Source organism: Streptomyces sp. NPDC007896 (assembly GCF_042959425.1).
GTDB lineage: Bacteria > Actinomycetota > Actinomycetes > Streptomycetales > Streptomycetaceae > Streptomyces.
In genome coordinates, this window is record NZ_JBIBKX010000001.1 from 280,603 (window position 1) to 303,515 (window position 22,913).

General features: G+C 71.3%; 19 protein-coding genes. 5 read left to right on the plus strand and 14 right to left on the minus strand.

What is annotated here, in order from left to right:
- Positions 1 to 5: 5 nt before the first annotated feature.
- Both ACFZDJ_RS01280 and ACFZDJ_RS01285 read right to left on the minus strand, forming a co-directional pair.
- A complete protein-coding gene (locus ACFZDJ_RS01280; protein WP_391055264.1) occupies positions 6 to 836 on the minus strand; it encodes a uracil-DNA glycosylase family protein in 831 nt (276 codons plus the stop codon).
- Positions 837 to 889: 53 nt separating this feature from the next.
- Positions 890 to 2,047, minus strand: coding sequence for a HoxN/HupN/NixA family nickel/cobalt transporter (locus ACFZDJ_RS01285; RefSeq protein ID WP_391055266.1), 1,158 nt, complete (start codon positions 2,045 to 2,047; stop codon positions 890 to 892).
- Positions 2,048 to 2,240: 193 nt separating this feature from the next.
- Here ACFZDJ_RS01285 and ACFZDJ_RS01290 point away from each other — a divergent pair, with 193 nt between their 5' ends.
- Positions 2,241 to 2,726, plus strand: a complete 486-nt coding sequence (locus ACFZDJ_RS01290; protein WP_384905967.1) for an RNA-binding S4 domain-containing protein — start codon at positions 2,241 to 2,243, stop codon at positions 2,724 to 2,726.
- 89 nt (positions 2,727 to 2,815) lie between these two features.
- Here the strand turns inward: ACFZDJ_RS01290 and ACFZDJ_RS01295 are convergent, their stop codons facing one another.
- Together ACFZDJ_RS01295 and ACFZDJ_RS01300 are read right to left on the minus strand one after the other, a co-directional pair.
- Positions 2,816 to 3,271 carry a DoxX family protein gene (locus tag ACFZDJ_RS01295; RefSeq protein WP_391055269.1) on the minus strand — a complete coding sequence of 152 codons (456 nt, stop codon included), beginning with the start codon at positions 3,269 to 3,271 and terminating at the stop codon, positions 2,816 to 2,818.
- Between the two features lie 91 nt (positions 3,272 to 3,362).
- Positions 3,363 to 4,349: an acyltransferase domain-containing protein gene (locus ACFZDJ_RS01300; RefSeq protein ID WP_391056787.1), complete on the minus strand. Its 987-nt coding sequence runs from the start codon at positions 4,347 to 4,349 to the stop codon at positions 3,363 to 3,365.
- A 124-nt stretch (positions 4,350 to 4,473) separates the two neighbouring features.
- Between ACFZDJ_RS01300 and ACFZDJ_RS01305 the strand changes: the two genes are divergently transcribed.
- Complete coding sequence (locus ACFZDJ_RS01305; RefSeq protein ID WP_391055272.1) at positions 4,474 to 4,740, plus strand: DUF6343 family protein; 267 nt, start codon at positions 4,474 to 4,476, stop codon at positions 4,738 to 4,740.
- A 59-nt stretch (positions 4,741 to 4,799) separates the two neighbouring features.
- Here the strand turns inward: ACFZDJ_RS01305 and ACFZDJ_RS01310 are convergent, their stop codons facing one another.
- The 5 genes from ACFZDJ_RS01310 to rpsA all read right to left on the minus strand — a co-directional run bounded on the left by ACFZDJ_RS01310 (position 4,800) and on the right by rpsA (position 10,385).
- Positions 4,800 to 5,180, minus strand: coding sequence for a tetratricopeptide repeat protein (locus ACFZDJ_RS01310; protein WP_054235974.1), 381 nt, complete (start codon positions 5,178 to 5,180; stop codon positions 4,800 to 4,802).
- Positions 5,181 to 5,230: 50 nt separating this feature from the next.
- Positions 5,231 to 5,839, minus strand: coding sequence for a dephospho-CoA kinase (coaE, locus tag ACFZDJ_RS01315; RefSeq protein ID WP_390928270.1), 609 nt, complete (start codon positions 5,837 to 5,839; stop codon positions 5,231 to 5,233).
- Between the two features lie 138 nt (positions 5,840 to 5,977).
- Positions 5,978 to 6,916 (minus strand): PAC2 family protein, encoded by a 939-nt coding sequence (locus tag ACFZDJ_RS01320; protein WP_168490517.1) that lies wholly within the window; start codon positions 6,914 to 6,916, stop codon positions 5,978 to 5,980.
- Between the two features lie 147 nt (positions 6,917 to 7,063).
- Positions 7,064 to 8,590 (minus strand): FAD-dependent oxidoreductase, encoded by a 1,527-nt coding sequence (locus ACFZDJ_RS01325; RefSeq protein ID WP_391056789.1) that lies wholly within the window; start codon positions 8,588 to 8,590, stop codon positions 7,064 to 7,066.
- Positions 8,591 to 8,885: 295 nt separating this feature from the next.
- Positions 8,886 to 10,385 (minus strand): 30S ribosomal protein S1, encoded by a 1,500-nt coding sequence (gene rpsA / locus ACFZDJ_RS01330; RefSeq protein WP_067364006.1) that lies wholly within the window; start codon positions 10,383 to 10,385, stop codon positions 8,886 to 8,888.
- A gap of 226 nt (positions 10,386 to 10,611) precedes the next feature.
- Between rpsA and ACFZDJ_RS01335 the strand changes: the two genes are divergently transcribed.
- The gene (locus ACFZDJ_RS01335) at positions 10,612 to 11,607 is read left to right on the plus strand and encodes a methyltransferase domain-containing protein (RefSeq protein WP_390928267.1); all 996 of its coding nucleotides are present in this window, start codon (positions 10,612 to 10,614) and stop codon (positions 11,605 to 11,607) included.
- A 4-nt stretch (positions 11,608 to 11,611) separates the two neighbouring features.
- Positions 11,612 to 14,182: an ATP-dependent helicase HrpB gene (gene hrpB, locus ACFZDJ_RS01340; protein WP_391055275.1), complete on the plus strand. Its 2,571-nt coding sequence runs from the start codon at positions 11,612 to 11,614 to the stop codon at positions 14,180 to 14,182.
- Here the strand turns inward: hrpB and ACFZDJ_RS01345 are convergent.
- The 3 genes from ACFZDJ_RS01345 to ACFZDJ_RS01355 form a co-directional block, all read right to left on the minus strand.
- On the minus strand, positions 14,172 to 15,164 hold the full coding sequence (locus ACFZDJ_RS01345; protein ID WP_390928263.1) for a porin PorA family protein: 993 nt from the start codon (positions 15,162 to 15,164) through the stop codon (positions 14,172 to 14,174). The genes hrpB and ACFZDJ_RS01345 overlap by 11 nt on opposite strands.
- Positions 15,165 to 15,203: 39 nt before the next feature.
- On the minus strand, positions 15,204 to 15,338 hold the full coding sequence (locus tag ACFZDJ_RS01350; RefSeq protein ID WP_107469484.1) for an SPW_0924 family protein: 135 nt from the start codon (positions 15,336 to 15,338) through the stop codon (positions 15,204 to 15,206).
- Between the two features lie 154 nt (positions 15,339 to 15,492).
- Entirely contained in the window at positions 15,493 to 17,211 is a 1,719-nt protein-coding gene (locus ACFZDJ_RS01355; RefSeq protein WP_391055278.1) for a lytic murein transglycosylase, read from the minus strand.
- Between the two features lie 256 nt (positions 17,212 to 17,467).
- Here ACFZDJ_RS01355 and ACFZDJ_RS01360 point away from each other — a divergent pair, with 256 nt between their 5' ends.
- A complete protein-coding gene (locus ACFZDJ_RS01360) occupies positions 17,468 to 18,322 on the plus strand; it encodes a DUF4184 family protein (protein ID WP_391056791.1) in 855 nt (284 codons plus the stop codon).
- Here ACFZDJ_RS01360 and ACFZDJ_RS01365 read toward each other — a convergent pair.
- Positions 18,243 to 19,205: a serine hydrolase gene (locus ACFZDJ_RS01365; RefSeq protein WP_391055281.1), complete on the minus strand. Its 963-nt coding sequence runs from the start codon at positions 19,203 to 19,205 to the stop codon at positions 18,243 to 18,245. The genes ACFZDJ_RS01360 and ACFZDJ_RS01365 overlap by 80 nt on opposite strands.
- A 915-nt stretch (positions 19,206 to 20,120) precedes the next feature.
- A complete protein-coding gene (gene polA, locus ACFZDJ_RS01370; RefSeq protein ID WP_168508117.1) occupies positions 20,121 to 22,850 on the minus strand; it encodes a DNA polymerase I in 2,730 nt (909 codons plus the stop codon).
- Positions 22,851 to 22,913: the final 63 nt, after the last annotated feature.

Here is a 22,913-nt window from a genome sequence, read left to right on the forward strand (position 1 = left end):
CGAGGCTACCCGTCGTACGGTCGCGTCATCAGCCCCGCCGCCCCGGCCGCCGTACGCAGCACGTCCCGCAGCATGGCGGGCGTCAGCCGTCCGGTGAACGTGTTGCGCTGGCTGACGTGGAAGCACCCGAAGAGCTCGACGGATCCCGCCGCCGGACCGTCCTGCGCCCCCAGGGAAACCCTCGCCCCGTGCGCGAACACCGGCCTGGGCCGGGGCACCGTCCACCCCGCCGCGGCGAAGGCGGGCAGCGCGGCCTGCCAGCCGAAGGCTCCCAGCACGACCACCGCCCGGAGCGTGGGCCGCAGCAGCTCCAACTCCCGTACGAGCCAGGGGCGGCAGGTGTCCCGTTCGCCGGGGGTCGGCTTGTTGGCGGGCGGCGCGCAGTGCACGGGTGAGGTGACGCGTACGCCGTACAACTCCAGTCCGTCGTCAGCGCTCACCGAGGTCCCGCGCGAGGCGAGCCCCACGTCGTGCAGCGCCGCGTAGAGCACGTCCCCGGAGCGGTCCCCCGTGAACATCCGTCCGGTCCGGTTCCCGCCGTGGGCGGCGGGTGCGAGCCCGACGATGAGCAGCGAGGCGTCGGCCGGCCCGTAGCCGGGGACCGGGCGGCCCCAGTACGTCTGGTCGGCGAAGGCGGCGCGCCTGGTGCGGGCGACCTCCTCGCGCCACGCGACCAGCCGCGGACACGCCCGGCACCCGGCGATCCGAGCGTCCAGGTCGGTCAGTGCGTCCAGATCACCCAGATCGCCCAGTGCGCCCAGGCTGTCCAGGCCGTCCAGAGCGCCCGGGCCGCCGACGATGCCGGGATCGCTGCTGCCTGCCGGGCTGCTGTCCATGCCCCCACCGTACGACCGGGCGCCCGGCCCTCCCCCGCCCTGCCCCCGGTGGGTCAGTCGGTGGGCTGTTCGGCGGGGCGCAGCCCGGCGGTCCACTTCTCCTCGATCCGGCCGAACTTCCACACCGCCATGGCGACGATCCAGGTCACGAAGAACAGTCCGACGATGACGAAGCCGAGGACGTTCAGGTCCAGACCCGCGACCCAGTCCCAGAACACTCCGTGCAGAGCGAGCTTCTCCGCGAGCAGCCCCAGCAGCTCCACGGTGCCGATGATCAGGGCGACGGCGACGGACAGACCCGTGATGGTGAGGTTGTAGAAGACCTTGCGGACCGGCTTGGAGAACGCCCAGCCGTAGGCGAAGTTCATGAAGGACCCGTCGATGGTGTCCAGCAGCGACATACCCGCGGCGAACAGCACCGGCAGGCACAGGATCGCGTACCAGGGCAGGCCGGAGGCGGCGCCGGAACCGGCGAGGACCAGCAGGGCGATCTCCGTGGCGGTGTCGAAACCGAGGCCGAAGAGCATGCCGAGCGGGTACATCTGCCACGGCTTGCTGATCGACTTCATCAGCCGGCCCAGGAGGCGGTTCATCAGCCCGCGGTTGTCGAGCTGCTCCTCCAGCGCCGCCTCGTCGAAGTGCCCGGTGCGCATCTGGCGGAACACCTTCCAGATCCCGACGAGGATGAGGAGGTTGATCCCGGCGATGAGATAGAGGAAGACACCGGAGACGGTCGTACCGATCATGCCGGTGACGCTGTGCAGCTGGGAGTTGTCGTCCCGGACGGGTCCGTCCAGCGCCTTGACGCCCAGGGACAGCAGGAGGGCCAGCGCGAAGACGATGCTGGAGTGCCCGAGCGAGAACCAGAAGCCGACGGAGAGCGGGCGCTTGCCCTCGCCCATCAGCTTGCGGGTGGTGTTGTCGATGGCGGCGATGTGGTCGGCGTCGAAGGCGTGCCGCATACCGAGGGTGTAGGCGGTGACGCCGATCCCGATGCCGAAGCTCTTGGTGCCGATGCTGTAGTGCTCCGGCGCCACGATCACCACCAGGATGAACCAGCCGATGACGTGCAGCGCGAGGACGAAGGCCGCCATGCCGCCGAGCCGGGCCCACTCCCTGCGGGTCATCGAGGTACGGATCCGCTGCAGGCGCGAGCCCGCCGAGGCGGCGGGCTGCGGGGAGGCGGGAGCGGGGGCGGGGGCGGTGGCCATACGTGCTGTCCTTACTGCCTGGTGCGCTTCCTGGTGCGCTTCCTGCTGCGCTTCCTGGTGCGCTTCCTACTGCGGGCTTCCCGCTGTCGGCGCAAGCGCCGAAGCCACTCTCTGGCACAGCAGTCGCAGCTGCAACAAACTCGCAGTAAAGCCATCGGGACATGCCGGGCCTGGACTCTTCTAGAGTCGAGGCATGGCTTCTGAGGGTGCGGACGTCGAGCGGAACGACGAGAAGATCGACGAGAACGTCGACAAGGAGAAGGCGGTGGCCGCCGCCGAGGCCGCCCGTCCCGCGGGCGGCGAGAGCGTGCGGGTCGACAGCTGGATCTGGTCCGTACGTCTGGTCAAGACCCGCTCGGCGGGTGCGACCGCGTGCCGGGGCGGACATGTCCGGGTGAACGGGGAGCGCGTCAAGCCCGCGTACGCCCTGCGGGTCGGCGACGAGGTGCGCCTGCGGCAGGGGATCCGGGAACGGGTCGTCGTCGTGAAGCGGGTGATCCGCAAGCGGGTCGGCGCGCCCGTCGCCGTCGAGTGCTACGTCGACAACAGCCCGCCGCCCCCGCCGCGCGAGGCGGTCGCCCCGGCCGGTGTCCGCGACCGCGGAGCGGGCCGCCCGACCAAGCGCGACCGCCGCGAGATGGAGCGCCTCCGGGGCCTCGGCGGCCCCGACTCGCCCTGACCCGAAGGTGTCGCCGTACGACGTCGGGGGCTCCCCGTGGTCATGGGGGAGCCCCCGACGTCGTACGGCCGTCGTGCGCCGTCACCAGGTCACACCCGTCGCCGCACCCACCGGACCAGCTCGGTGGTGTGGCCCCTCCTGGCCCACGCGATCAGCGCGAGCGGCAGGATCAGGATGAGCGGGGTCGCCACGTACGGCCCGTGGATGACGGTGACGTTCACGACGAAGGCGCCCACCATCAGCGCGCTGAGCGCCACCGCCGCCACCGAGGACAGCGGCGGGACCAGCAGGGCGAGACCTCCGGCGAGTTCGAGCGCGCCGATGAGGTACATCCCCGTGCTGCCCCAGCCGAGCTTGTCGAACGCCTCGGCGACCGACGGGTGCGCGATCAGCTTGGGCAGCGCGCTCGCGAGCGCGTAGAAGAGACCGAGCACGATCTGCAGCGCGCCCAGGGAGATCCGGGCACCGCGGCGGGTCTTCAGCGAAGAGGAGCTGGTGGTGGAGGTGGGGGCGAGCGTGGTGACGGGGACGGTGGTCTCGGACATGAGGGTCTCCTGTGCGAAGCGGTACGCGTTGCTGTCGCAGGGGTAGACCGGGGGCGCCTGCGGAACTCATCGCCGTGGACCGGACAACGGGCTACAGCGCGAACCAGCCGTGCCCGACGTACCAGTGTCCGCCCCCGCGCAGATGGTCCCCCACCGCGCGCTCCACCGTGCTCCGGCGGGGCAGCGCGCGCGTGGGCAGCTCCGGATCGCCGAAGACGAAGCCGACCGGCACCCCGTCGTCCGGGGTCGTCTCCTGGTACGCGATCCGGAAGCGTTCCTGGAAGCGGATGATGTTCGAGTCCGCCGGGAGATATCGCCCGAGCTGTGGATCGAGCAGCCAGGAGTGGCACACGGCGACTTCGAGGCGCTCGTCGGGATAGTGCCGGGCGAAGAACTCCCGTGCCAGCGCGAGCGACCGCTCGCAGGCGGCGGGGGACAGCGGACCGTGGAAGTCGGGTATGTGCAGACTCAGACACGCGTCGCCGGGGCCGGCGTCGAGGCCCGCCGCCGCGACGGCCCGCCCCGTGCGCCGGCCGAGCCGCGACCGCTGGAACTGCAGCCGGCCCAGCTGGAACAGCTCACCGTGGAAGTGCAGGGCGATCCACCAGGGGAACAGCAGCCCCGGCGTCCCGAGCCGTCTGTGGTGCACGGACACATGCCGGCCGAGGTCGGCCAGGGTGCGCCGGGACACGTCGTCGGGGATGCCGCGCTCGCGGTGGTAGGCCCGGACGTACGGGAGCGCCGCGACGAAGACGTACAGGTGGAAGCAGCGCCCCAGCGGCCCCGCCGACTCGGGGAACGCGGGCGGCTCCCACCCCTTGCCGATCTCCCCCATGTCCCGGACGAAGCGGCCGACGCACCGGGCGAGGAGCGTCATCGCCTCCGGGTCGGCCACCAGCCGGCCGCGCAGCGCGACGAGTTCGTTGATGTGCTCGTGGGCCACGGTCAGGTCGAGCAGGAGGTCCGGCAGCTCGTCCGCGTCCGGGAGCACCGCCTCCAGCCGGGGAGCGCCCTCGCTCTCCAGGTCCCTCAGCCACTCGGCGAGCCTCGCGTCCGCCCGCAGCGCCTCCAGCAGCACCCGCGCCTCCCGTCGGTCCGGCCGCCGCCCGCTCTCGGCGGCCCCTTGGTCAACGTGCACGACGAAGAGTACGTTTCCAGTAGGAGCGATGGTCACGGATCAGCGTCACGGAGTAGTGATCCGTATGCGTACAGGCAGTGAACCGACGACGGCGCGCAGCGCCCTGCGCATGCGCTTGTGGCTGAGTGTCTGGGGACTGGTCTGGGCGATCTTCGGTACGGTCGCGTTCGCGCTGGTCGGACGCCCCGGCTGGGCGGCCGCGTGCGGGGTGCTGTGGCTGATCGTCACCGTCGACATGACCGTGATCCTGCGCCACATCCATCAGGGGCCGCACTACCAGCCGGGCCGCGACATCCCGCCGTACCGGCCTCCGGAACACCGTCACCCGTAGCGGATCGGCGACGGCCACGACGAGTCACGACTCGCGACTCACGACTCACGACTCACGACTTACGAGTCGAAGCGCGCCGCTTCCAGGTACTGGGGCTTCGGGTCGAGCGCCGCCGCCAGCCGGAAGTGCCGCTTCGCCTGGTCGGGGCGGAGCTGGCGCTCATAGGTGCGGGCGAGCGCGAAATGCGCGAACGCGTTGTCCGGCTCGCGCTCCAGGACGATCGTGAATTCCAACTCGGCGGGCCGCAGTTGCGCGGCGGCGAAGAAGGCACGCGCGCGCAGAAGTCGGGCGGCGGTGTTCTCCGGGTGCGCGGCGATCACTGGGTCGAGCAGCTTCACCGCGCCCCGCGGGTCCCGCGCGGCGAGCAGTTGCTCGGCGGCACGGAAGTCGATGACATGCGTCTCCGGAGTACGTCCGGTCGATCCGCTGGTCTCGGGCACGGCAGAGTCCTTCCCTCGCTGAACGGGTTCAACGCCCCCGCCGAGGGCGGCTATTCCTTGCGGGCGTATGCCCGGCGGACGAGATCGGCCCAAACCTCCCGTACGCGCCCCTCTAGCTCTTCCAGGGGGACGTCGTTGTCGATGACGACGTCCGCGATCCCCAGCCGCTTCTCACGGGTGGCCTGGGCCGCCATGCGGGCGCGGGCGTCCTCCTCGGCCATGCCGCGCAGCCGCACGAGACGGTCGAGCTGCGTCTCGGGGCTGGCGTCGACGACGACCACGAGGTCGTACAGCGGTCCGAGGGCGTTCTCGGCGAGCAGCGGGACGTCGTGGATCACGACGGCGTCCTCGGCCGCGGCGCTCTCCAGCTCGCGGGAGCGGGCGCCCACCAGGGGGTGCACGATCGAGTTCAGGACGGCGAGTTTCTCGGGGTCGGAGAAGACGATCGAGCCCAGCTTGGGGCGGTCCAGACCGCCGTCGGGTGCGAGCACGTCCGGCCCGAACGCGTCGACGACGGCCGCGAGCCCGGGAGTTCCGGGCGCGACGACCTCCCGCGCGATCAGGTCCGCGTCGATCAGCACCGCGCCGAGCCGCACGAGCAGTCTCGACACCTCGCTCTTGCCGGCGCCGATACCGCCGGTCAGGCCAACCTTCAGCATGACCGAGAGCTTAGGGCCTGCCAGTGACAGGCCCCCCGCGACCCCCAAAAGGGCCTGTGCGCAAGCGCGAAGAGGCCTACGCACGCCCCCGACCTACGACCTACGCGTCGGCCCCCGCCCTACGCGTCGCCCCCGCCCCTACGCGTCACCCTCGCGCTCCGCCAGGAAGCGCTCGAACTCCAAGCCGATCTCGTCCGCCGACGGGATGTCCACGGGCTCCGCGAGCATGTTGCCCCGCGTCTCGGCGCCCGCGGCGGCGTCGTACTGGTGCTCGAGACCCTGGACCAGGGCCACGAGCTCCTCGTCGCCCTCCTGGATCTGCCGGTCGATCTCCGTCTGGGTGCGGTGCGCCTCGGTGCGCAGGGAGTGCGCGATGGCGGGGAGCACCAGGCCCGTGGCGCCCGTGATGCCCTCCAGGACGGTCAGCGCCGCGTCCGGGTACGGGGAGCGGGCGATGTAGTGCGGGACGTGCGCGGCGACGCCCAGGACGTCGTGTCCGGCCTCCATGAGGCGGTACTCGACGAGGGACTCGGCGCTGCCGGGGACCTGCGCCTCGTCGAAGGGGCTGCGGTGGCCCGGCACCAGGTCGGTGCGGTTGCCGTGCGGGGTGAGGCCCACGGGGCGGGTGTGCGGGACGCCCATGGGGATGCCGTGGAAGTTCACGGACAGCCGGACGCCGAGCCGCTCCACGATCTGCTGGACGGCGGCGGCGAAGCGCTCCCACTCGACGTCCGGCTCGGGCCCCGACAGCAGCAGGAAGGGCGCGCCCGTGGCGTCCTGGACGAGCCGCACCTCGAGCGTGGGCTCCTCGTAGTCGGTCCAGCGGTCGCGCTTGAACGTCAGCAGCGGGCGGCGCGCCCGGTAGTCCACGAGCCGGTCGTGGTCGAAACGGGCCACGACCTGGTGGGGCAGTGAGTCGAGGACACGGTCGACGATCTGGTCGCCCGTTTCGCCCGCGTCGATGTATCCGTCGAAGTGGTAGAGCATGACCAGACCGGCCGACTCCTGGGCGAGTGCCATGTCCACCACGGCCAGGCCCTTCGGCTCCCATGCGTACAAACCCTGCGGATCAAGCACTGTGACCGCTCCTCCTCGTGTTCGTACTTCACAACGTGGTGAGGATCGCGAGCATTCCCCGGACCGCTCTTTTCAGGACTCGGTTCGCCTCCGGGGCGCACAAGCGCGCCCCTTCGGCTCACTCACCGGGTTCGTCGCCCCAAATACCTACGCCGACAGCACGCGTGTGTGCAGCGCGGTGACCGCCTTGCGGGCGGAGGTGAACGCGCCGTGCTGCCAGGCGTCCGTGTAGCTGAGCCAGTCGCCCGCGAAGTAGACGCGCCCCGTGGGCTCGTTCAGCGGTTTGTAGCGGACGTCGTCGGGGCCGCCGGGGGTGTTGTGCCAGGCGGCCTCCAGATGCGGTGTCTGGCGCCAGTGGTGCGAGAAGGAGGACGCGAGTTCGGTGCGGTACTTCTCGCCGTAGATCTTCACCCCGGCCGCCACGGCGCGCTTCTCGCGCTCCTTGGGGGTGAGTGCGGCGTACGAGTCGGCGTCGCCGCCGTAGTTGTAGTAGCCGATCATCACGCCGCGCGCGCCGTGGAAGCCGTACGAGGGGTGCCAGATGTGCGTGACGTCCTGGTCGGTCTCGGTGATACCGCCGTAGATGTGGTGATCGAGCTCCCACCAGCGGGAACGGTATTCGAGACCGATCTTGGCCGCCGACGAGGGAGTGATCGCCTCCAGGGCGCTCTGCACTCCGGAGCCGAGGTTGTGCGGGATCTTGGCGAGGATGTTGGGCGGGAGGGCGCCGACGCAGTAGTCGGCTTCGATCACCTTGGTACGGCCTGACTGGGTGTAGGTGACCGAAACGCCGTTCCCCTTGTCGGTGATTTTGGAGACGACGGCCCCTGTGCGGATGCGGTGGGCGCCTATCGCCTTGGTGAGCGCGCGCGGTATCTGGTCCATGCCGCCCACCGGCTGGAACATCAGCATCGCCTGGTCGAAGCCGAACTCGAAGGAGAAGTAGCGGCCGACACCGGACGCGAGGACGTCGGAGGCAGACGGAACGTCGCCGAGGAGCGCTCCGGGGGTGCCCGCTGCGGCCGGGACGGTCGTGTATCCGCGGCGCTCGCCGCCCTCGTACGTCAGCTTGTCACCCAGCTCCCCCCAGTCCTTGAGGAACTCGACGAGCTTCTCCTGGTCGGTGGAGGTCATCTCCTTGTCCAGGGCCCCCTTGTCGGTGGCCTTGGCGAGCAACTCGGAGACATAGCCGTACACATCGGCCTTCGCGGTGCGGTACCGCACGGGCTTCTTCATCCCGGTGGACTCGTTGAAGAGGTACGCGTCCGCGTTGACGTTGGTGAACACTTCGATGGGGACACCGAGTTCGCGGCAGTAGTCGAGGGTGACCATCCACTGGGGGATGCGGGCGGGGCCGCAGTTCATGTACTGGCCGTCGCTGAAGCGGGCCGTCTGCGTGTGGCCGAGGAGGTCGGTGGTGGTGTCGCCGCCGCGGACCGTGAAGTTGCGGCCGCCGGTGCGGCCCCTGGCCTCCAGGACCGTACAGTCGTAGCCCGCTTTGCCGAGTTCGTACGCGGAGGCCAGGCCGGCGATGCCGCCGCCGACGACGACCACCTTGGCGGCGCCGCGGCCGGTGAGGGTGAAGTCGCCCGGCTGCGGGGCGCGGAAGGGCTGTTCGCGCTGGGCGGCTTCGGCCGTGGGCGCGAGGCCGAGGGCACCCATGGTGGCGAGCATGGTGCCCGCGCCACCCGTGAGACCCACGTTGCGCAGGAAGGAACGCCGGCTCGTGCCAGGACCGCTCTGAGGTTGTGCCATGACGGGGGCTCCCCTTTCGATCTTGAACGACCGGGGAAGCCTCCCAACGAAGAGTTACGGCCCGTCAGTTACTCGTGTATCCCGCACGTTTCTGTAACCGCACACGTGCGGCCCGCTGGACGGCCGGGGGACGAGTGGGGAGCAAACGCACTGCGGGCCCACACCCCGAAGGGTGCGGGCCCGCAGTCACGTGCTACTTGCTAGCGGTGAGCTTTCAGCTCTGGCCGCCGGCGAGCTTCTCGCGGAGGGCAGCCAGGGCCTCGTCCGACGCCAGGGCGCCGGAGGTGTCGTCCGACTCCGAGGAGTACGAACCGCCACCGGAGGCGGCCGGAGCCGCACTCGTGGAGGTGGCACCCTCGGCCTCGGCCTGAGCGTCGGCCTCGCGGGACTTGATGACCTGAGCCTGGTGCTGCTCGAAGCGCGACTGCGCCTCGGCGTACTGGTGCTCCCACGCCTCGCGCTGGGTCTCGTAGCCCTCGAGCCAGTCGTTGGTCTCGGGGTCGAAGCCCTCGGGGTAGATGTAGTTGCCCTGGTCGTCGTAGGACGCGGCCATGCCGTACAGGGTCGGGTCGAACTCGACCGAGGCCGGGTCGGCACCGAAGGACTCGTTGGCCTGCTTCAGCGAGAGGCTGATGCGGCGGCGCTCGAGGTCGATGTCGATGACCTTGACGAAGATCTCGTCGTTGACCTGGACGACCTGCTCCGGGATCTCCACGTGGCGCTCGGCCAGCTCGGAGATGTGGACCAGACCCTCGATGCCCTCGTCCACGCGGACGAACGCACCGAACGGAACGAGCTTCGTGACCTTACCCGGGACGACCTGACCGATCTGGTGCGTACGGGCGAACTGCTGCCACGGGTCTTCCTGCGTCGCCTTGAGCGACAGGGAGACGCGCTCGCGGTCCATGTCGACGTCGAGGACCTCGACGGTGACTTCCTGACCGACCTCGACAACCTCGGAGGGGTGGTCGATGTGCTTCCAGGAGAGCTCGGAGACGTGCACGAGACCGTCGACGCCACCCAGGTCCACGAAGGCACCGAAGTTGACGATCGAGGAGACGACGCCGGAGCGGACCTGACCCTTCTGCAGGGTGGTGAGGAACGTCTGGCGAACCTCGGACTGGGTCTGCTCCAGCCAGGCACGGCGGGACAGGACCACGTTGTTGCGGTTCTTGTCCAGCTCGATGATCTTGGCCTCGAGCTCCTTGCCCACGTAGGGCTGGAGGTCGCGGACACGGCGCATCTCGACGAGAGAAGCCGGCAGGAAGCCACGGAGGCCGATGTCGAGGATGAGACCACCCTTGACGACCTCGATGACGGTACCGGTGACGATGCCGTCCTCTTCCTTGATCTTCTCGATGGTGCCCCAGGCGCGCTCGTACTGGGCGCGCTTCTTCGAGAGGATCAGGCGGCCTTCCTTGTCCTCCTTCTGGAGAACAAGGGCTTCGATCTCGTCACCGACGGCGACGACCTCGTTCGGGTCGACGTCGTGCTTGATCGAGAGCTCGCGGCTCGGGATGACACCTTCGGTCTTGTAACCGATGTCGAGCAGGACCTCGTCCCGGTCGACCTTCACGATGACGCCGTCGACGATGTCGCCGTCGTTGAAGTACTTGATCGTCTCGTCGATCGCGGCGAGGAAGGCTTCCTCGTTACCGATGTCGTTGACCGCAACCTGCGGAGTGGTGGCGGTGGTCTCGGTGCTGCTCGTCATGTGGGAAAGGGCTCCGGTACGGACAGTGAGTCGTAGGTACTGCTTACGCCGGGAGCCCGTTTCGCCCTGTAGAAGCCGGACAGCCAAGGAAGCGCCAAACCGGTTGCCCGGTGGCGCCTCGAAAACCGAGGGGACATACATACAGATGCGAGCGCAGCCTGCTACGTCTGAGGAGCGCAGGCCCGCAGCGCAACTTGTAGCATACGGGGGCAGCCGGGCAGGGTCAATGCGCGAAGGCGCACACCCGGGGCGGATCGCCGCATACCCGGCACAAAACCCGTCTCACGAGGCCACGCAGGCCGTGGACAGCCCCTGCCGTGACACGCCCGAGACCGGTTGGACGAGCCCGCAGACTAATACGAGGGAGCCGATCATCCAAGAGCCCCACATCCAAGAACCGGAACACTCCGAGGTCCGGGAGCCCGAACCCGCCGAGCCGGAGGCGACCCGGCGCGACGCGGGCGTCACGGAGAGCTCCCGCGCCAATCGCGGCTGGTGGGACCGGAACGCGGACGACTACCAGACAGAACACGGCACGTTCCTCGGGGACGACCGTTTCGTATGGGGCCCCGAGGGCCTCGACGAGGTGGAGGCCGAGCTGCTCGGCCCGCCGGAGGACCTCAAGGGCAAGGACATCCTGGAGATCGGCGCCGGCGCGGCCCAGTGCTCGCGCTGGCTGGCCGCCCAGGGGGCCCGTCCGGTCGCCCTGGACCTCTCCCACCGCCAGCTTCAGCACGCGCTGCGCATAGGCGGCCGGGTGCCCCTCGTGGAGGCCGACGCGGGCGCGCTGCCCTTCGCGGACGGCTCCTTCGACCTCGCGTGCTCGGCGTACGGCGCGTTGCCGTTCGTCGCCGACCCGGTGCGTGTCCTGAAGGAGGTCCACCGGGTGCTGCGCCCCGGCGGCCGCTTCGTCTTCTCCGTGACACACCCGATCCGCTGGGCCTTCCCGGACGAGCCCGGTCCCGAGGGTCTGTCCGTCTCGTCCTCCTACTTCGACCGCACTCCCTACGTAGAGCAGGACGAGGAGGGCCGCGCGGTGTACGTCGAGCACCACAGGACGGTCGGCGACCGGGTGCGGGACGTGGTGGCCGGGGGCTTCCGGCTGATCGACCTGGTCGAGCCGCAGTGGCCCGCCTGGAACACCCAGGAGTGGGGCGGCTGGTCCCCGCTGCGCGGGAACCTGATCCCCGGTACGGCGATCTTCGTGTGCGTACGAGACTGAACGGGTGATCCGTTACGACGCCCTGGACGCGCTGCCCGTACGCGGCGCCCTGCCCGCCCTGGACGACGCCCTGGAGGGTGGCGGCAGCGCCGTGCTCGTGGCACCGCCCGGGACCGGCAAGACGACCCTTGTGCCGCTGGCGCTCGCCGGACTCCTGGGCCACCCGGGTGACGGGCGGCCGGCGCGCCGGGTCGTGGTCGCCGAGCCGCGGCGGATCGCCGCCCGGGCCGCCGCACGGCGGATGGCGTGGCTGCTCGGCGAGAAGGTCGGCGAAAGCGTCGGGTTCACCGTGCGCGGGGAGCGGGTCGTGGGGCCACGCGCGCGTGTGGAGGTCGTCACGACGGGTGTACTCCTCCAACGGCTCCAACGGGACCAGGAGCTCGCGGGCGTCGACGTGGTGGTGCTCGACGAGTGCCACGAACGTCATCTGGACGCCGACACGGTCGCCGCGTTCCTCCTGGACGTAAGGGCCGCGCTCCGTCCCGAGCTGCGGCTCGTGGCCGCGTCGGCGACCACGGACGCGGCGGGGTGGGCGCGGCTGCTCGGCGACGCCCCCGTCGTCGCGGCGGAGGGCGTCTCGTATCCGGTGGACGTGGAGTGGGCGCCTCCGGTACGTCCGGTACGGCCGCCGCACGGCATGCGTGTCGACCCGGCACTGCTGACACATGTCGCGTCGGTGGTGCGGCGGGCACTGGCGGAGTGCGAGGGGGACGTCCTCTGCTTCCTCCCCGGGGTCGGGGAGATCGCGCGGGTGGCGGGCGGGCTGAAGGATCTGGGCGGCCGGGTCGACCTGCTCCAGGTGCACGGGCGGGCGCCCGCCGCCGTGCAGGACGCGGTGCTGTCACCGGGGAGCGGGGACCGGCGCCGGGTGGTCCTGGCGACCTCCGTGGCGGAGTCGTCGCTGACGGTTCCGGGGGTACGGGTGGTCGTCGACTCCGGGCTGGCGCGGGAGCCGCGGGTGGACCACGCGCGCGGGCTGAGCGCGCTGACGACGGTACGGGCCTCGCAGGCGGCCGGGCGGCAGCGGGCGGGGCGGGCCGGGCGTGAGGCGCCGGGGCGGGTGTACCGGTGCTGGACGGAGGCCGAGGATGCCCGTCTGCCGCGTTTTCCCGCCCCTGAGATCAAGGTGGCCGACCTGACGGCGTTCGCCCTGCAGGCGGCCTGCTGGGGCGACCCTGGGGCGACGGGGCTGGCGCTCCTGGACCCGCCGCCGGGCGGGGCGATGGCGGCGGCGCGGTCCGTCCTGTCGGCGGTGGGTGCGGTGGACGCGTCCGGTCGGGCCACGGAACGGGGTGTGCGCATGTCCCGGCTGGGCCTGCACCCCCGGCTCGCCCGCGCGCTGCTGGACGCGGCCCCCGTGGTGGGCGCCGACCGCGCCGCCGAAGTGGTCGCCCTCCTGAGCGAGGAACCGCCCCGCGAGTACGGCGACGACCTGGCCGGGGCCTGGCGGCTGGCCCGACGGGGCGGCGACCCCTACGCGTCCCGCTGGCGCACCGAATCCCGACGCCTGCGCTCCGCGTCGACGGGCCTTTCCCACCCACCCGCCCGGGACAGCGCCCGCGGTGGAGCGCTTGAAGGCGGTCCGTGGCCGGCCGGTGGCGGCGACGATCGTCTCGTCGGGCTGGTGGCTGCCCTGGCGTTCCCCGAGCGGCTCGCGCAGGCCCAGGGCGGCTCGTACCTCATGCTGAACGGCACCCGTGCCGACATCGGTGACGGCTCGGCCCTGCGCGGCTCGCCCTGGCTGGCGGTCGCCGTGGCCGATCGGCCGGTCGGGGCCGGACACGCGCGTGTGCGGCTTGCCGCGGTGGTCGACGAGGAGACGGCACGGCGGGCCGCGGCGCCCCTGCTCAGCGAGGGGGACGAGGTCCACTGGGCCGACGGCGACGTCGTCGCGCGGCGGGTCGAACGGCTCGGGGCCGTGGAGCTGGCGGTGCGTCCGCTGAAGAACGCCGACCCCGGGCTCGTACGGGAGGCGTTGCTCGAAGGGCTGCGGGAGGACGGGTTCGGGTTGTTGCGGTGGTCCCCGGATGCCGAGGGGCTGCGGCGGCGGCTCGGGTTTCTGCGGCAGCACCTGGGCGACCCCTGGCCCGACGTGTCCGACGACGCGCTCCACGCGCGCGTGGACGAGTGGCTGGAGCCGGAGCTCGGCCGTGCCCGGCGGCGGGCCGATCTGGCGCGGATCGACGCCGGGCAGGCGCTGAACCGGCTGCTGCCCTGGGCCACGGGAGACGCGGCCCGGCTGGACGAGCTCGCGCCCGAACGGATCGAGGTGCCCAGTGGGTCCAGGATCCGGATCGACTACGCCGACCCCGAGCAGCCGGTGCTCGCCGTCAAGCTGCAGGAGATGTTCGGGCTGCACGAGTCACCGGCCGTCGCCGGGGTGCCCGTGGTCGTCCATCTGCTCTCGCCCGCCGGGCGCCCCGCCGCCGTCACCGCCGACCTCGCCTCGTTCTGGAAGGACGGGTACAAGGCGGTGCGGGCGGAGCTGCGGGGCCGCTACCCCAAGCATCCGTGGCCCGAGGACCCGGCCACCGCCGAGCCGACCCGGCACACGAACGCGCGGCTCAGGCGTTGACCGGCTCCGGTTCCGCCGCCTGCGTGGGGGCCGGGTCGCCCGGGCGGCGGCTGCGCGCCTCCAGGTAGAGGGAGAGGGACAGCAGCGCCGCGCCCAGGACCAGGAAGCCCCACGGCAGGTACGACGTCAGCAGCAGGATCAGGGTGCGGTTGGACTTGACCAGGGCGACGGTGTGCTTGATGTAGTCCTCGCGCATCTTCACGTGTCCGGCGAAGGCGGTCACCTTGTCGCGGTCCCCGAGGAGGGTTCCGCCCCGCAGCTCCTCCTTGTGGATCTCCTCGCCGTAGACCGGCGCCCCGGTGACCGGTTCCACCCAGAACCTGCGGACGGTCGTGTACCAGCGTGTCGTGCCCGTCTTGGCGACCGACTCCGCAGTGATGCCCTGGACCGGCATGACCTTGGGGAACTTGACCTTCGTCCAGGGAATGGTCTGCTCGAAGTAGTAGACCTTGACCCCGCGGAAGCTCTGGGTGCCCTTGTAGTGAATGGGGGCCGAGGTGCGGGTCTGCGCGTCGAAGTACTCGTAGTCCCGTTTCTCCGTGTGGAAGGGCCACTTGAACTCGATGCCCTCGCGTGTGACGGGGTCTCCGTCGACGGACTCCCCGGTGGCGTGGACGGGGTCCTGGCTGTGCGCGTCGAAGATGTAGCGCTCGGGGAGCTTGGAGACCATTTTCCCGTCGGGGCCCTGCACATAGGAGAGGCTGTCCCAGACGACGACGTCGCGGCCCGCCGTCTTCTCGATGCGGTCGGAGGCCTCGACGTTGCCCTTCAGGGTCTGCACGATGGTGACCTTGGGGACCTTCTTGGCCTGCATGGTGCCGTAGTCGAGCAGGGTCGCGTCCTTCGCCTCCAGGACCATGTCCTGGTACTGGTTGGCGGGGATCTTCGCCAGCCGCGGGAAGGCGTACCAGCGCAGCAGTGGGGACAGCGCCGCGAAGAACACGGCGAAGGCGAGCAGGATCAGGCTGGCCTTGCGACGCATCTCGGCGTCCCTCCCTGAGAGTTGCGGATGCCTAGAGCGCTACGGGTGCGCGGGCACGGTCGTCAGCAGCGGCTTGGGCGAGGTCCTGCCTGCCGGTGAGCCCATGGCCGTGATCGTGAGCACCAGGGCGAACGCCACGGCGAGACCGGTCGCGGCGGCGATGAGGGCGCGCATGCGGGGCCTCCCGTGGGGACGGCGGATCGGGAACTGATACCTCGTCAGATCCGGCACCGTAGCAACGGCGGGGCGAGATGAGAACACATTGCGCACACGAACGAGGGCGCCCCTCCGCCGACAGGCGAAGGGGCGCCCTGGACGCGCGTACGGCCTACGAGGCGGCCGCGGCGACCTTCAGCTCGACCGTCAGTACCGCGCCGCCCGTGGTGTTGACGCGGAGCAGGAACGTGCCGGTCGCGTCGTCCGCGTACAGCTTGGGGAGCTTGAGCACGCCGTCGGCGTCCGTCGTGAGGTCCGTGAGGGTGCGGATCGTCTTGCCGTCCGCGTCCTTGAAGTACGGGCCCTTGTCGTTCTCCGTCGCGTCGTCCGCCGACTTGATGAGCGTCGCGGTCGCCGCGACCTTGCCCGCGACGGCACCCTTGTAGGTGGCCTTCAGCTCGACCTGGTCGGCGAACTCGCCGCCCGGCACGCAGGTCAGCGCGGTGTCGCTGGTGCGGGTGAGGGTGTCGGCCTGGCGCGGGGTGACGGTGGCCGTGTAGTCGAGGCCGCCCAGGACGCGGCCCACGACGGTGGCGCGGACGGTGAAGTCGCCGGTCTTCTCCCCCGCCACGAGTGCGGGCGCGGTGGCCGTGCCCGTGCTGCCGGTGACGACGGTGGCGACGCTCTCGCCGCCGGTGAAGGTGGCGTCCGTGTCGCCGATGATCGTGAACCGCACCCGGATCTTCGCCACGCCCTTGCTCGCCTTGGACTCGGCCCGCACGGCGACCTTGGCACCGAAGGCGCTGCCCGCCGTCGCCGTGAGCTTCCCGGTGTTCGCGTCCTCCAGATGGTCCACCGTCTGGGTGGGCGTGGGAGGCGTCGGGCTCGGTGCGGGCGAACTGGGCGCGGGCGGCTTCGGGGTGGGGCTCGTCGAGCCGCCGCTGCCCGGCTTGGGCGTGCCCGGCTTGGAGGTACCCGGTGTGCTCGGTGTGCTCGGCGTCGAGGGCGCGGGCGTGGACGGGCTGGGGCTCGCCCCGGGGTGGCTGTTGCTGCTGTTCGAGGGCAGGGTGCCGGTGCCGTCCGGGACCTCGTGGGTGCCCTTGCGGTAGTACTCCAGCCACGACAGAACCGTGTTGAGGTACGCCGTCGAGTTGTTGTAGTTCAGGATCGCGGCGTTCATCTGCGACTGCACGGACAGGTCCCGGTCGAACCGGCACAGGTAGTGGCCGGCCGCGAGCGCCGCGTCGTAGACGTTGTTGGGGTCCTTCTTGCCGTCGCCGTTGCCGTCGCGGCCCGCCCACGCCCAGGTGGAGGGGATGAACTGCATGGGGCCCACGGCCCGGTCGTAGGCCGGGTCGCCGTCGTAGGCGCCGTTGTCGGTGTCGGCGATCAGAGCGAAGCCGTTGCCGTCGAGCTTGGGGCCGAGGATCGGCGAGTACGTCGTGCCGCTCGCGTCGACCCGGCCGCCGCGGGCCTGGCCGGACTCGACCTTGCCGATGGCGGCGAGGAGTTGCCAGGGCAGGTTGCAGCCCGGCTTGGAGGCGCGCAGCTCGGCCTCGGCCTTCTTGTAGGCGTCGAGGACGGTCGCGGGTATGCCGGCCTCGGCCTCGCCCACGGAGACGGGCGTGCCGGTGGCCGGGCTCGCCGACGGGCTCGGGTTGGGGCTCTTCAGCGGCGGAAGGTCGGTGTAGTACGGCGAGTCGCCGGTCGCGCCGCCGCCTGCGCCGCCGGTGTTCGCGTCCCCCGATGGCTGGGCGGCGCCGGCGGCCTGTCTGCCGAGGTCGTCGGTGGTCACTCCGGGTGCCTGGGAAGCGGACAGGGCCGCGACCGCGACCGCGGCCACGGCGGTGGTCGTCGCTCCCTTGCGCAGTCTGCCGAAATGCGCCGCCATTGAGTGAACCCCTCCCGTGGACGACCGCCCGCGCACCGCGCGTTCGCTGGCTCAGTGACCCAGGCGACCCTACGACAACTTCCGTCGCCCCGGCACCCGTTCGTGCCCGATTTTCACCGGTTGGCCATGCGGGGTTGTCCGAGAGAACACGCACCCAAGGGTGGAGCCCGCGGTCATTTTCCTACGTCCCTCATACTGGGCGTCGGAGATCACCGGGGCCGACATGTCAGACCGCCGTCTGCCACAGGGGGACGCTTTGCCCTTCACCCTCAGCCACGCGGCGGCCGTACTGCCCGCCGTGCGTGGCGACGGAAGCGGCCGCGGCCGCCTCGCGCCCGCGGCACTCGTGGCCGGTTCCTTCGCCCCCGACATGACCTACTACGCGGCGAGCGTGGTCCCCGGAGCAATGGAGTTCGGCGACTTCACGCACTCCTTCACCGGTGTCCTCACCTTCGACGTCCTCGTCGCCTGGGCGTTGGTGGGTGCCTGGCTGGTCGTGCGCGAACCGTTGGTGGCGCTGCTGCCACGGGCCCGTCAGGGCCGCCCCGCGGCTCTGCTGCGCTGCGGGACATCGCGCGGGCAGGTGCGCTCCTCGGCGGCGCTGTGGTGGTACGGCTCCGCGGTGCTCGGCGCGCTGACACACGTCGTGTGGGACGCGTTCACGCACCACGACCGGTGGGGAGTACGGCTGGTCCCCGTCCTGTCGCGGAACGCCGACGGCACGCCGGTGTTCACCTACGCGCAGTACGGCAGTTCGCTGGTGGGGGCCGTCGTGATCGTGGCCTTCGTGACCGTCGCGCTGCGCCGGGCGCCCTCGGCCGAACCGGTGGGGGTGCCGGTGCTGTCGCGGTCCGACCGGTGGCTGGCGGCCGCCGTCATCGGCGGCTGCGGGCTGGTGGGCGCCGTGCAGCGGGCTTCACGCTGGTGGGCCTACTGGGGCGTCCGCGTGAAGCCCTGGGAGTTGATCCCGGCGCTCTGTTTCGGCGCGGGCGCGGGTCTCGTGCTCGGTCTCGCGCTGTACGCCGTCGGGGTCAGGGTGTGGCGTCCCGCTCCGGCTCGTCCCAGCCCGGCACCGGCTTGCTCGGCGCCGAACCGTCCGACACCTCGCTGATGCTGTTCTGCGCAGTGGAGCCCTCGACGGCGCCGCGCCCGCGGTTGAGGCCGCGGTGGACGGCCCTGGCGATGCGCTCGATGGTGCGGACCCCGTACGTCATCGTCGGGTTGTCGTGCGACAGGACGACGATGCGGTAGGTGCGGTCGGAGCCGGTGAACACGCCGACGCTGTGGACGCGCCAGCCGTGGGTGGACCGGGGCAGCCAGCCGTTCTTGATGTGCGCCTGCAGGCCGCGCGGCATGCCGGCGGGGACACCCCAGCGCTGGTCGCGGCGGACCTGGCTGAGCAGTTTCAGGCCGTAGGCGCGGCTCTTCAGGAAGGAACTGGCGCCTGTGAGCACGCCCAGCAGCCGCATCTGGTCGGCGGCCGTGGTGCGGGTCAGGCCCCAGTAGCCGGCCGGGCCGAGCTCGGTGCGGCGCGTTCCGACACGGTCCAGGAAACGGCCGAGGCAGGTGCGGCCCAGGTCGTTCCACAGATGCTGGGCCGCGGTGTTGTCCGAGATGGTGATCATGGGGCGTACGTTGGCGAGCTCCCAGTTCGTGAGGGTGCGGCCCAGCTCGTCCGCGCGGTGCAGGGTGGCCTCCATGATCGTGAGCTTGGCGACGCTCGCCGAGTCGTACTGACGCTCGCTCGCGAGGGCGCAGGTCAGGTCGCTGTTGTCGTCGCGCACCGCCACGGCGACGGTGCCCTGGCGTGACGACAGCGCCGTCCTGATGTCGCGGGACATCCGGGCGGCGAGCTCGGGGTTGCGGGTGGAGCGGCAGGCCGCGGGCACCTGGGCGGTGCTGGCACTCGCGGCCACCGCGGGTACCGGCGCGAGCAGCGCCGAGACGACGGCTGTGGCCAAGGCCGTGCGACGGTTGAGCATGCTTGTACCCATGCCCGCATCCTTACGGTCCCCTTGCATGGGGGGCGTCTTTGCGAGGGCCACGCGAGTGACGGTTCCCTCCGGGGGTTGAGCGGACCCCACCTCCCCCGCGCCTCCGGCCCACCGGGCTCATGCCCTACGGGCAGCCAACGCAAGGACTTCACCCTGCGGGCGGCTCGCAAGACGGGGCGGGGGACGACTTTCCCCGCGGGCGGCACGCAAGGCGGAGCGCGGGAACGACTTTCCCTGCGGGCGGCTCGCACGACCGGGCTGAGGCAGACATCCCCAGCGGACGGCACGCACAGCGGAGCGCAGGGCGACTTTCCCTGCGGGCGGCTCGCACGACCGGGCTGAGGCAGACATCCCCAGCGGACGGCACGCACAGCGGAGCGCGGGGACGACTCTCCCTGCGGGCGGAGCGCGGGGCGGCTTGCGCCGCAAGCGGCTGCGAGGGGGGTGCCCTGTGGGTGGTGGCTTCCCCTAGCGGGGTGGGGCAGCTGTCCACACCGGCGCGCAAGCCGCCCGAAGGGCACCCGACGCCGGGAGCGGGCGGGGCCACGACCAGCGCCACCCGGGACCGAACCGGCCCGGCGTCGGGGCCCGGGGCGCGAGGCCGGGGCCAGGACCGAGCTCGACGCCGGGACCGAGGCCGGGGCCCGGCCCGGCCCGGGGCCGACGCCCGAGGCCGGAACCGGAGCCCGGAGCGCGAGGCCCGAGGCCCGAGGCCGGGGCCCGAGGCCGGAACCGGAGCCCGAAGCGCGAGGCCCGAGGCCGGGGCCCGGGGAGCGAGGCCGGGGACCGGGCCCGAGGCCAGGACCCGGACCCTGGGTCCTGGGCCGGGAACCCGGGGTCCTGGGCCGGGAACCCGGGCCGGGGTTCCAGGGCCGGAAACCCGGGCCGGGGTTGCAGGGTCTCGTTCGCCGGAGGCTAGTGCGCTGCGGATTCCCAGTCGGGGCCCGCCCCGACGGACACGTCGAGGGGCGCCCGGAGATGAACGGCGGACGCCATCTCGCGGCGGACGAGTTCCTCGGTCTTCGCGCGCTCTCCAGGGGCGATCTCCAGGACGATTTCGTCGTGGACCTGGAGGAGCATGCGGGACTTGAGCTCGGCCTCGCGCAGCGCCCGGTCCACGTTCAGCATCGCGATCTTGACGATGTCCGCGGCCGTGCCCTGGATGGGGGCGTTGAGCGCCATGCGCTCGGCGGCCTCGCGACGCTGCCGGTTGTCGCTGTTGAGGTCGGGCAGATAGCGGCGGCGCCCGAAGAGCGTCGCCGTGTAGCCCGTGGCGCGGGCCTCGTCGACCACCCGGCGCAGATAGTCCCGCACCCCGCCGAAACGCTCGAAGTACGTGTCCATCAACGCACGCGCCTCACCCGCGTCGATGTTCAGCTGCTGGGAGAGACCGAACGCCGACAGCCCGTAGGCGAGGCCGTACGACATCGCCTTGATCTTGCGGCGCATCTCCGCGTCGACCGCCGAACGCTCGACCGAGAACACCTGCGACGCCACCGTCGTGTGCAGGTCCTCGCCCGACGTGAACGCCTCCAACAGGCCCTCGTCCTCGGACAGATGGGCCATCACGCGCAGTTCGATCTGGCTGTAGTCGGCCGTCATGAGGGACTCGAAGCCCTCGCCGACCACGAAGCCGCGGCGGATCGCGCGACCCTCCTCCGTACGGACCGGGATGTTCTGCAGGTTCGGGTCCACCGACGAGAGCCGGCCCGTCGCGGCCACCGTCTGGTTGAACGTGGTGTGGATGCGGCCGTCCGCGGCGATCGTCTTGATCAGGCCCTCGACCGTCACCCGCAGCCTGGCCTGCTCACGGTGGCGAAGCATGATGACCGGCAGCTCGTGGTCGGTCTGCGTGGCCAGCCAGGCCAGCGCGTCCGCGTCCGTCGTGTAACCGGTCTTCGTCTTCTTCGTCTTGGGCAGGTCCAGCTCGCCGAAGAAGACCTCCTGGAGCTGCTTGGGCGAGCCGAGGTTGAACTCGTGCCCGACGGAGGCGTGGGCCTCCTTCACCGCCTGCTGCACGGCTCCGGCGAACATCTGCTCCATGGCTTCCAGGTGCGCCCGGTCCGCCGCGATGCCGTGCCGCTCCAGCCGGGCCAGCAGCGCCGACGTGGGCAGCTCCATGTCGCGCAGCAGCTCGGCCGCGCCGACCTCCGCCAGCTTCTCGCCGAACGCCTCGCCCAGGTCGAGGATCGTGCGGGCCTGCACCATCAGCGCCTCGGCCTCGGCCTGGTCGTCCGCGCCGAAGGCCAGCTGACCGTCGGCCGCGGCGGCGGGCCCCAGCTCCCGGCCCAGATACTCCAGGGACAGCGCGTCCAGCGCGAAGGAGCGACGGCCCGGCTTCACCAGATACGCGGCGAGCGCGGTGTCCATGGACACGCCCTCGATCGTCCACCCGTGCTCGGCGAAGACCCGCATCGCACCCTTGGCGTTGTGCAGCACCTTGGGCTTCTTCGGGTCGGCGAGCCACTTCGCGAACGCGTTCTCGTCGGCCTCGTCCAGCCGCGAGGGGTCGAACCACGCCGCCGCCCCGTCCGCCGCGGCGAGCGCGACCTCGGCCACCGAGCCCGAACCCAGCGCCCAGGTGTCGACGGTGGCCAGACCCAGGACCGCCTTGCCGTCGTGCTCGGCAAGCCACGGCTTCAGCTCACCCGCACCCAGCACGGCCCCGTCCAGCTCGACACCCTCGACGACCGGAGCGGCCGCCTCGGCCTCCGCCGTCCCGGGGTCGACGGCGAAAAGCCGCTCACGCAGGGAGGGGTTACGGATCTCCAGGGTGTCCAGGACCATCACGACCGCCGTACGGTCGTACGCCGCGCGCTCCAGGTCGGTGACCGTCTTCGGGAGCTCGACGTCCTTCACCATCTCCGTGAGACGGCGGTTGAGCTTCACCGCCTCCAGGTGGTCGCGGAGGTTCTGCCCGGCCTTGCCCTTGACCTCGTCGACGCGCTCGACGAGGTCCGCGAACGAACCGAACTGGTTGATCCACTTCGCGGCCGTCTTCTCGCCGACGCCGGGGATGCCCGGCAGGTTGTCCGACGGGTCGCCGCGCAGCGCCGCGAAGTCGGGGTACTGCGCCGGCGTCAACCCGTACTTCTCGACGACCTTCTCCGGAGTGAAGCGGGTCAGCTCGGAGACGCCCTTCGTCGGGTACAGGACCGTCGTGTGCTCGGACACCAGCTGGAAGGAGTCGCGGTCTCCGGTGACGATCAGGACCTCGAAGCCCTCGGCCTCGGCCTGCGTGGCGAGCGTCGCGATGATGTCGTCGGCCTCGAAGCCGTCGACCGCGAACCGCTGCGCGTGCATCGCGTCCAGCAGCTCGCCGATCAGCTCGACCTGCCCCTTGAACTCGTCCGGGGTCTTCGAACGGTTCGCCTTGTACTCCGTGAACTCCTCGGAGCGCCACGTCTTGCGCGAGACGTCGAACGCCACCGCGAAATGCGTGGGCGCCTCGTCGCGCAGCGTGTTCGCCAGCATCGACGCGAAACCATAGATCGCGTTCGTCGGCTGACCCGTCGCGGTCGTGAAATTCTCCGCGGGCAGCGCGAAGAACGCGCGGTACGCCAGCGAGTGCCCATCCATGAGCATCAGCCGCGGACGGCCCGCACCTGCGGTTTTCTCGGTCTTCTTCGATGCTGTTTCTGCCACGCCCCCGATCCTCGCACGCCCCACTGACAGTGCGGACCTCCCGGGACCGGCCGCCGTCGTCGT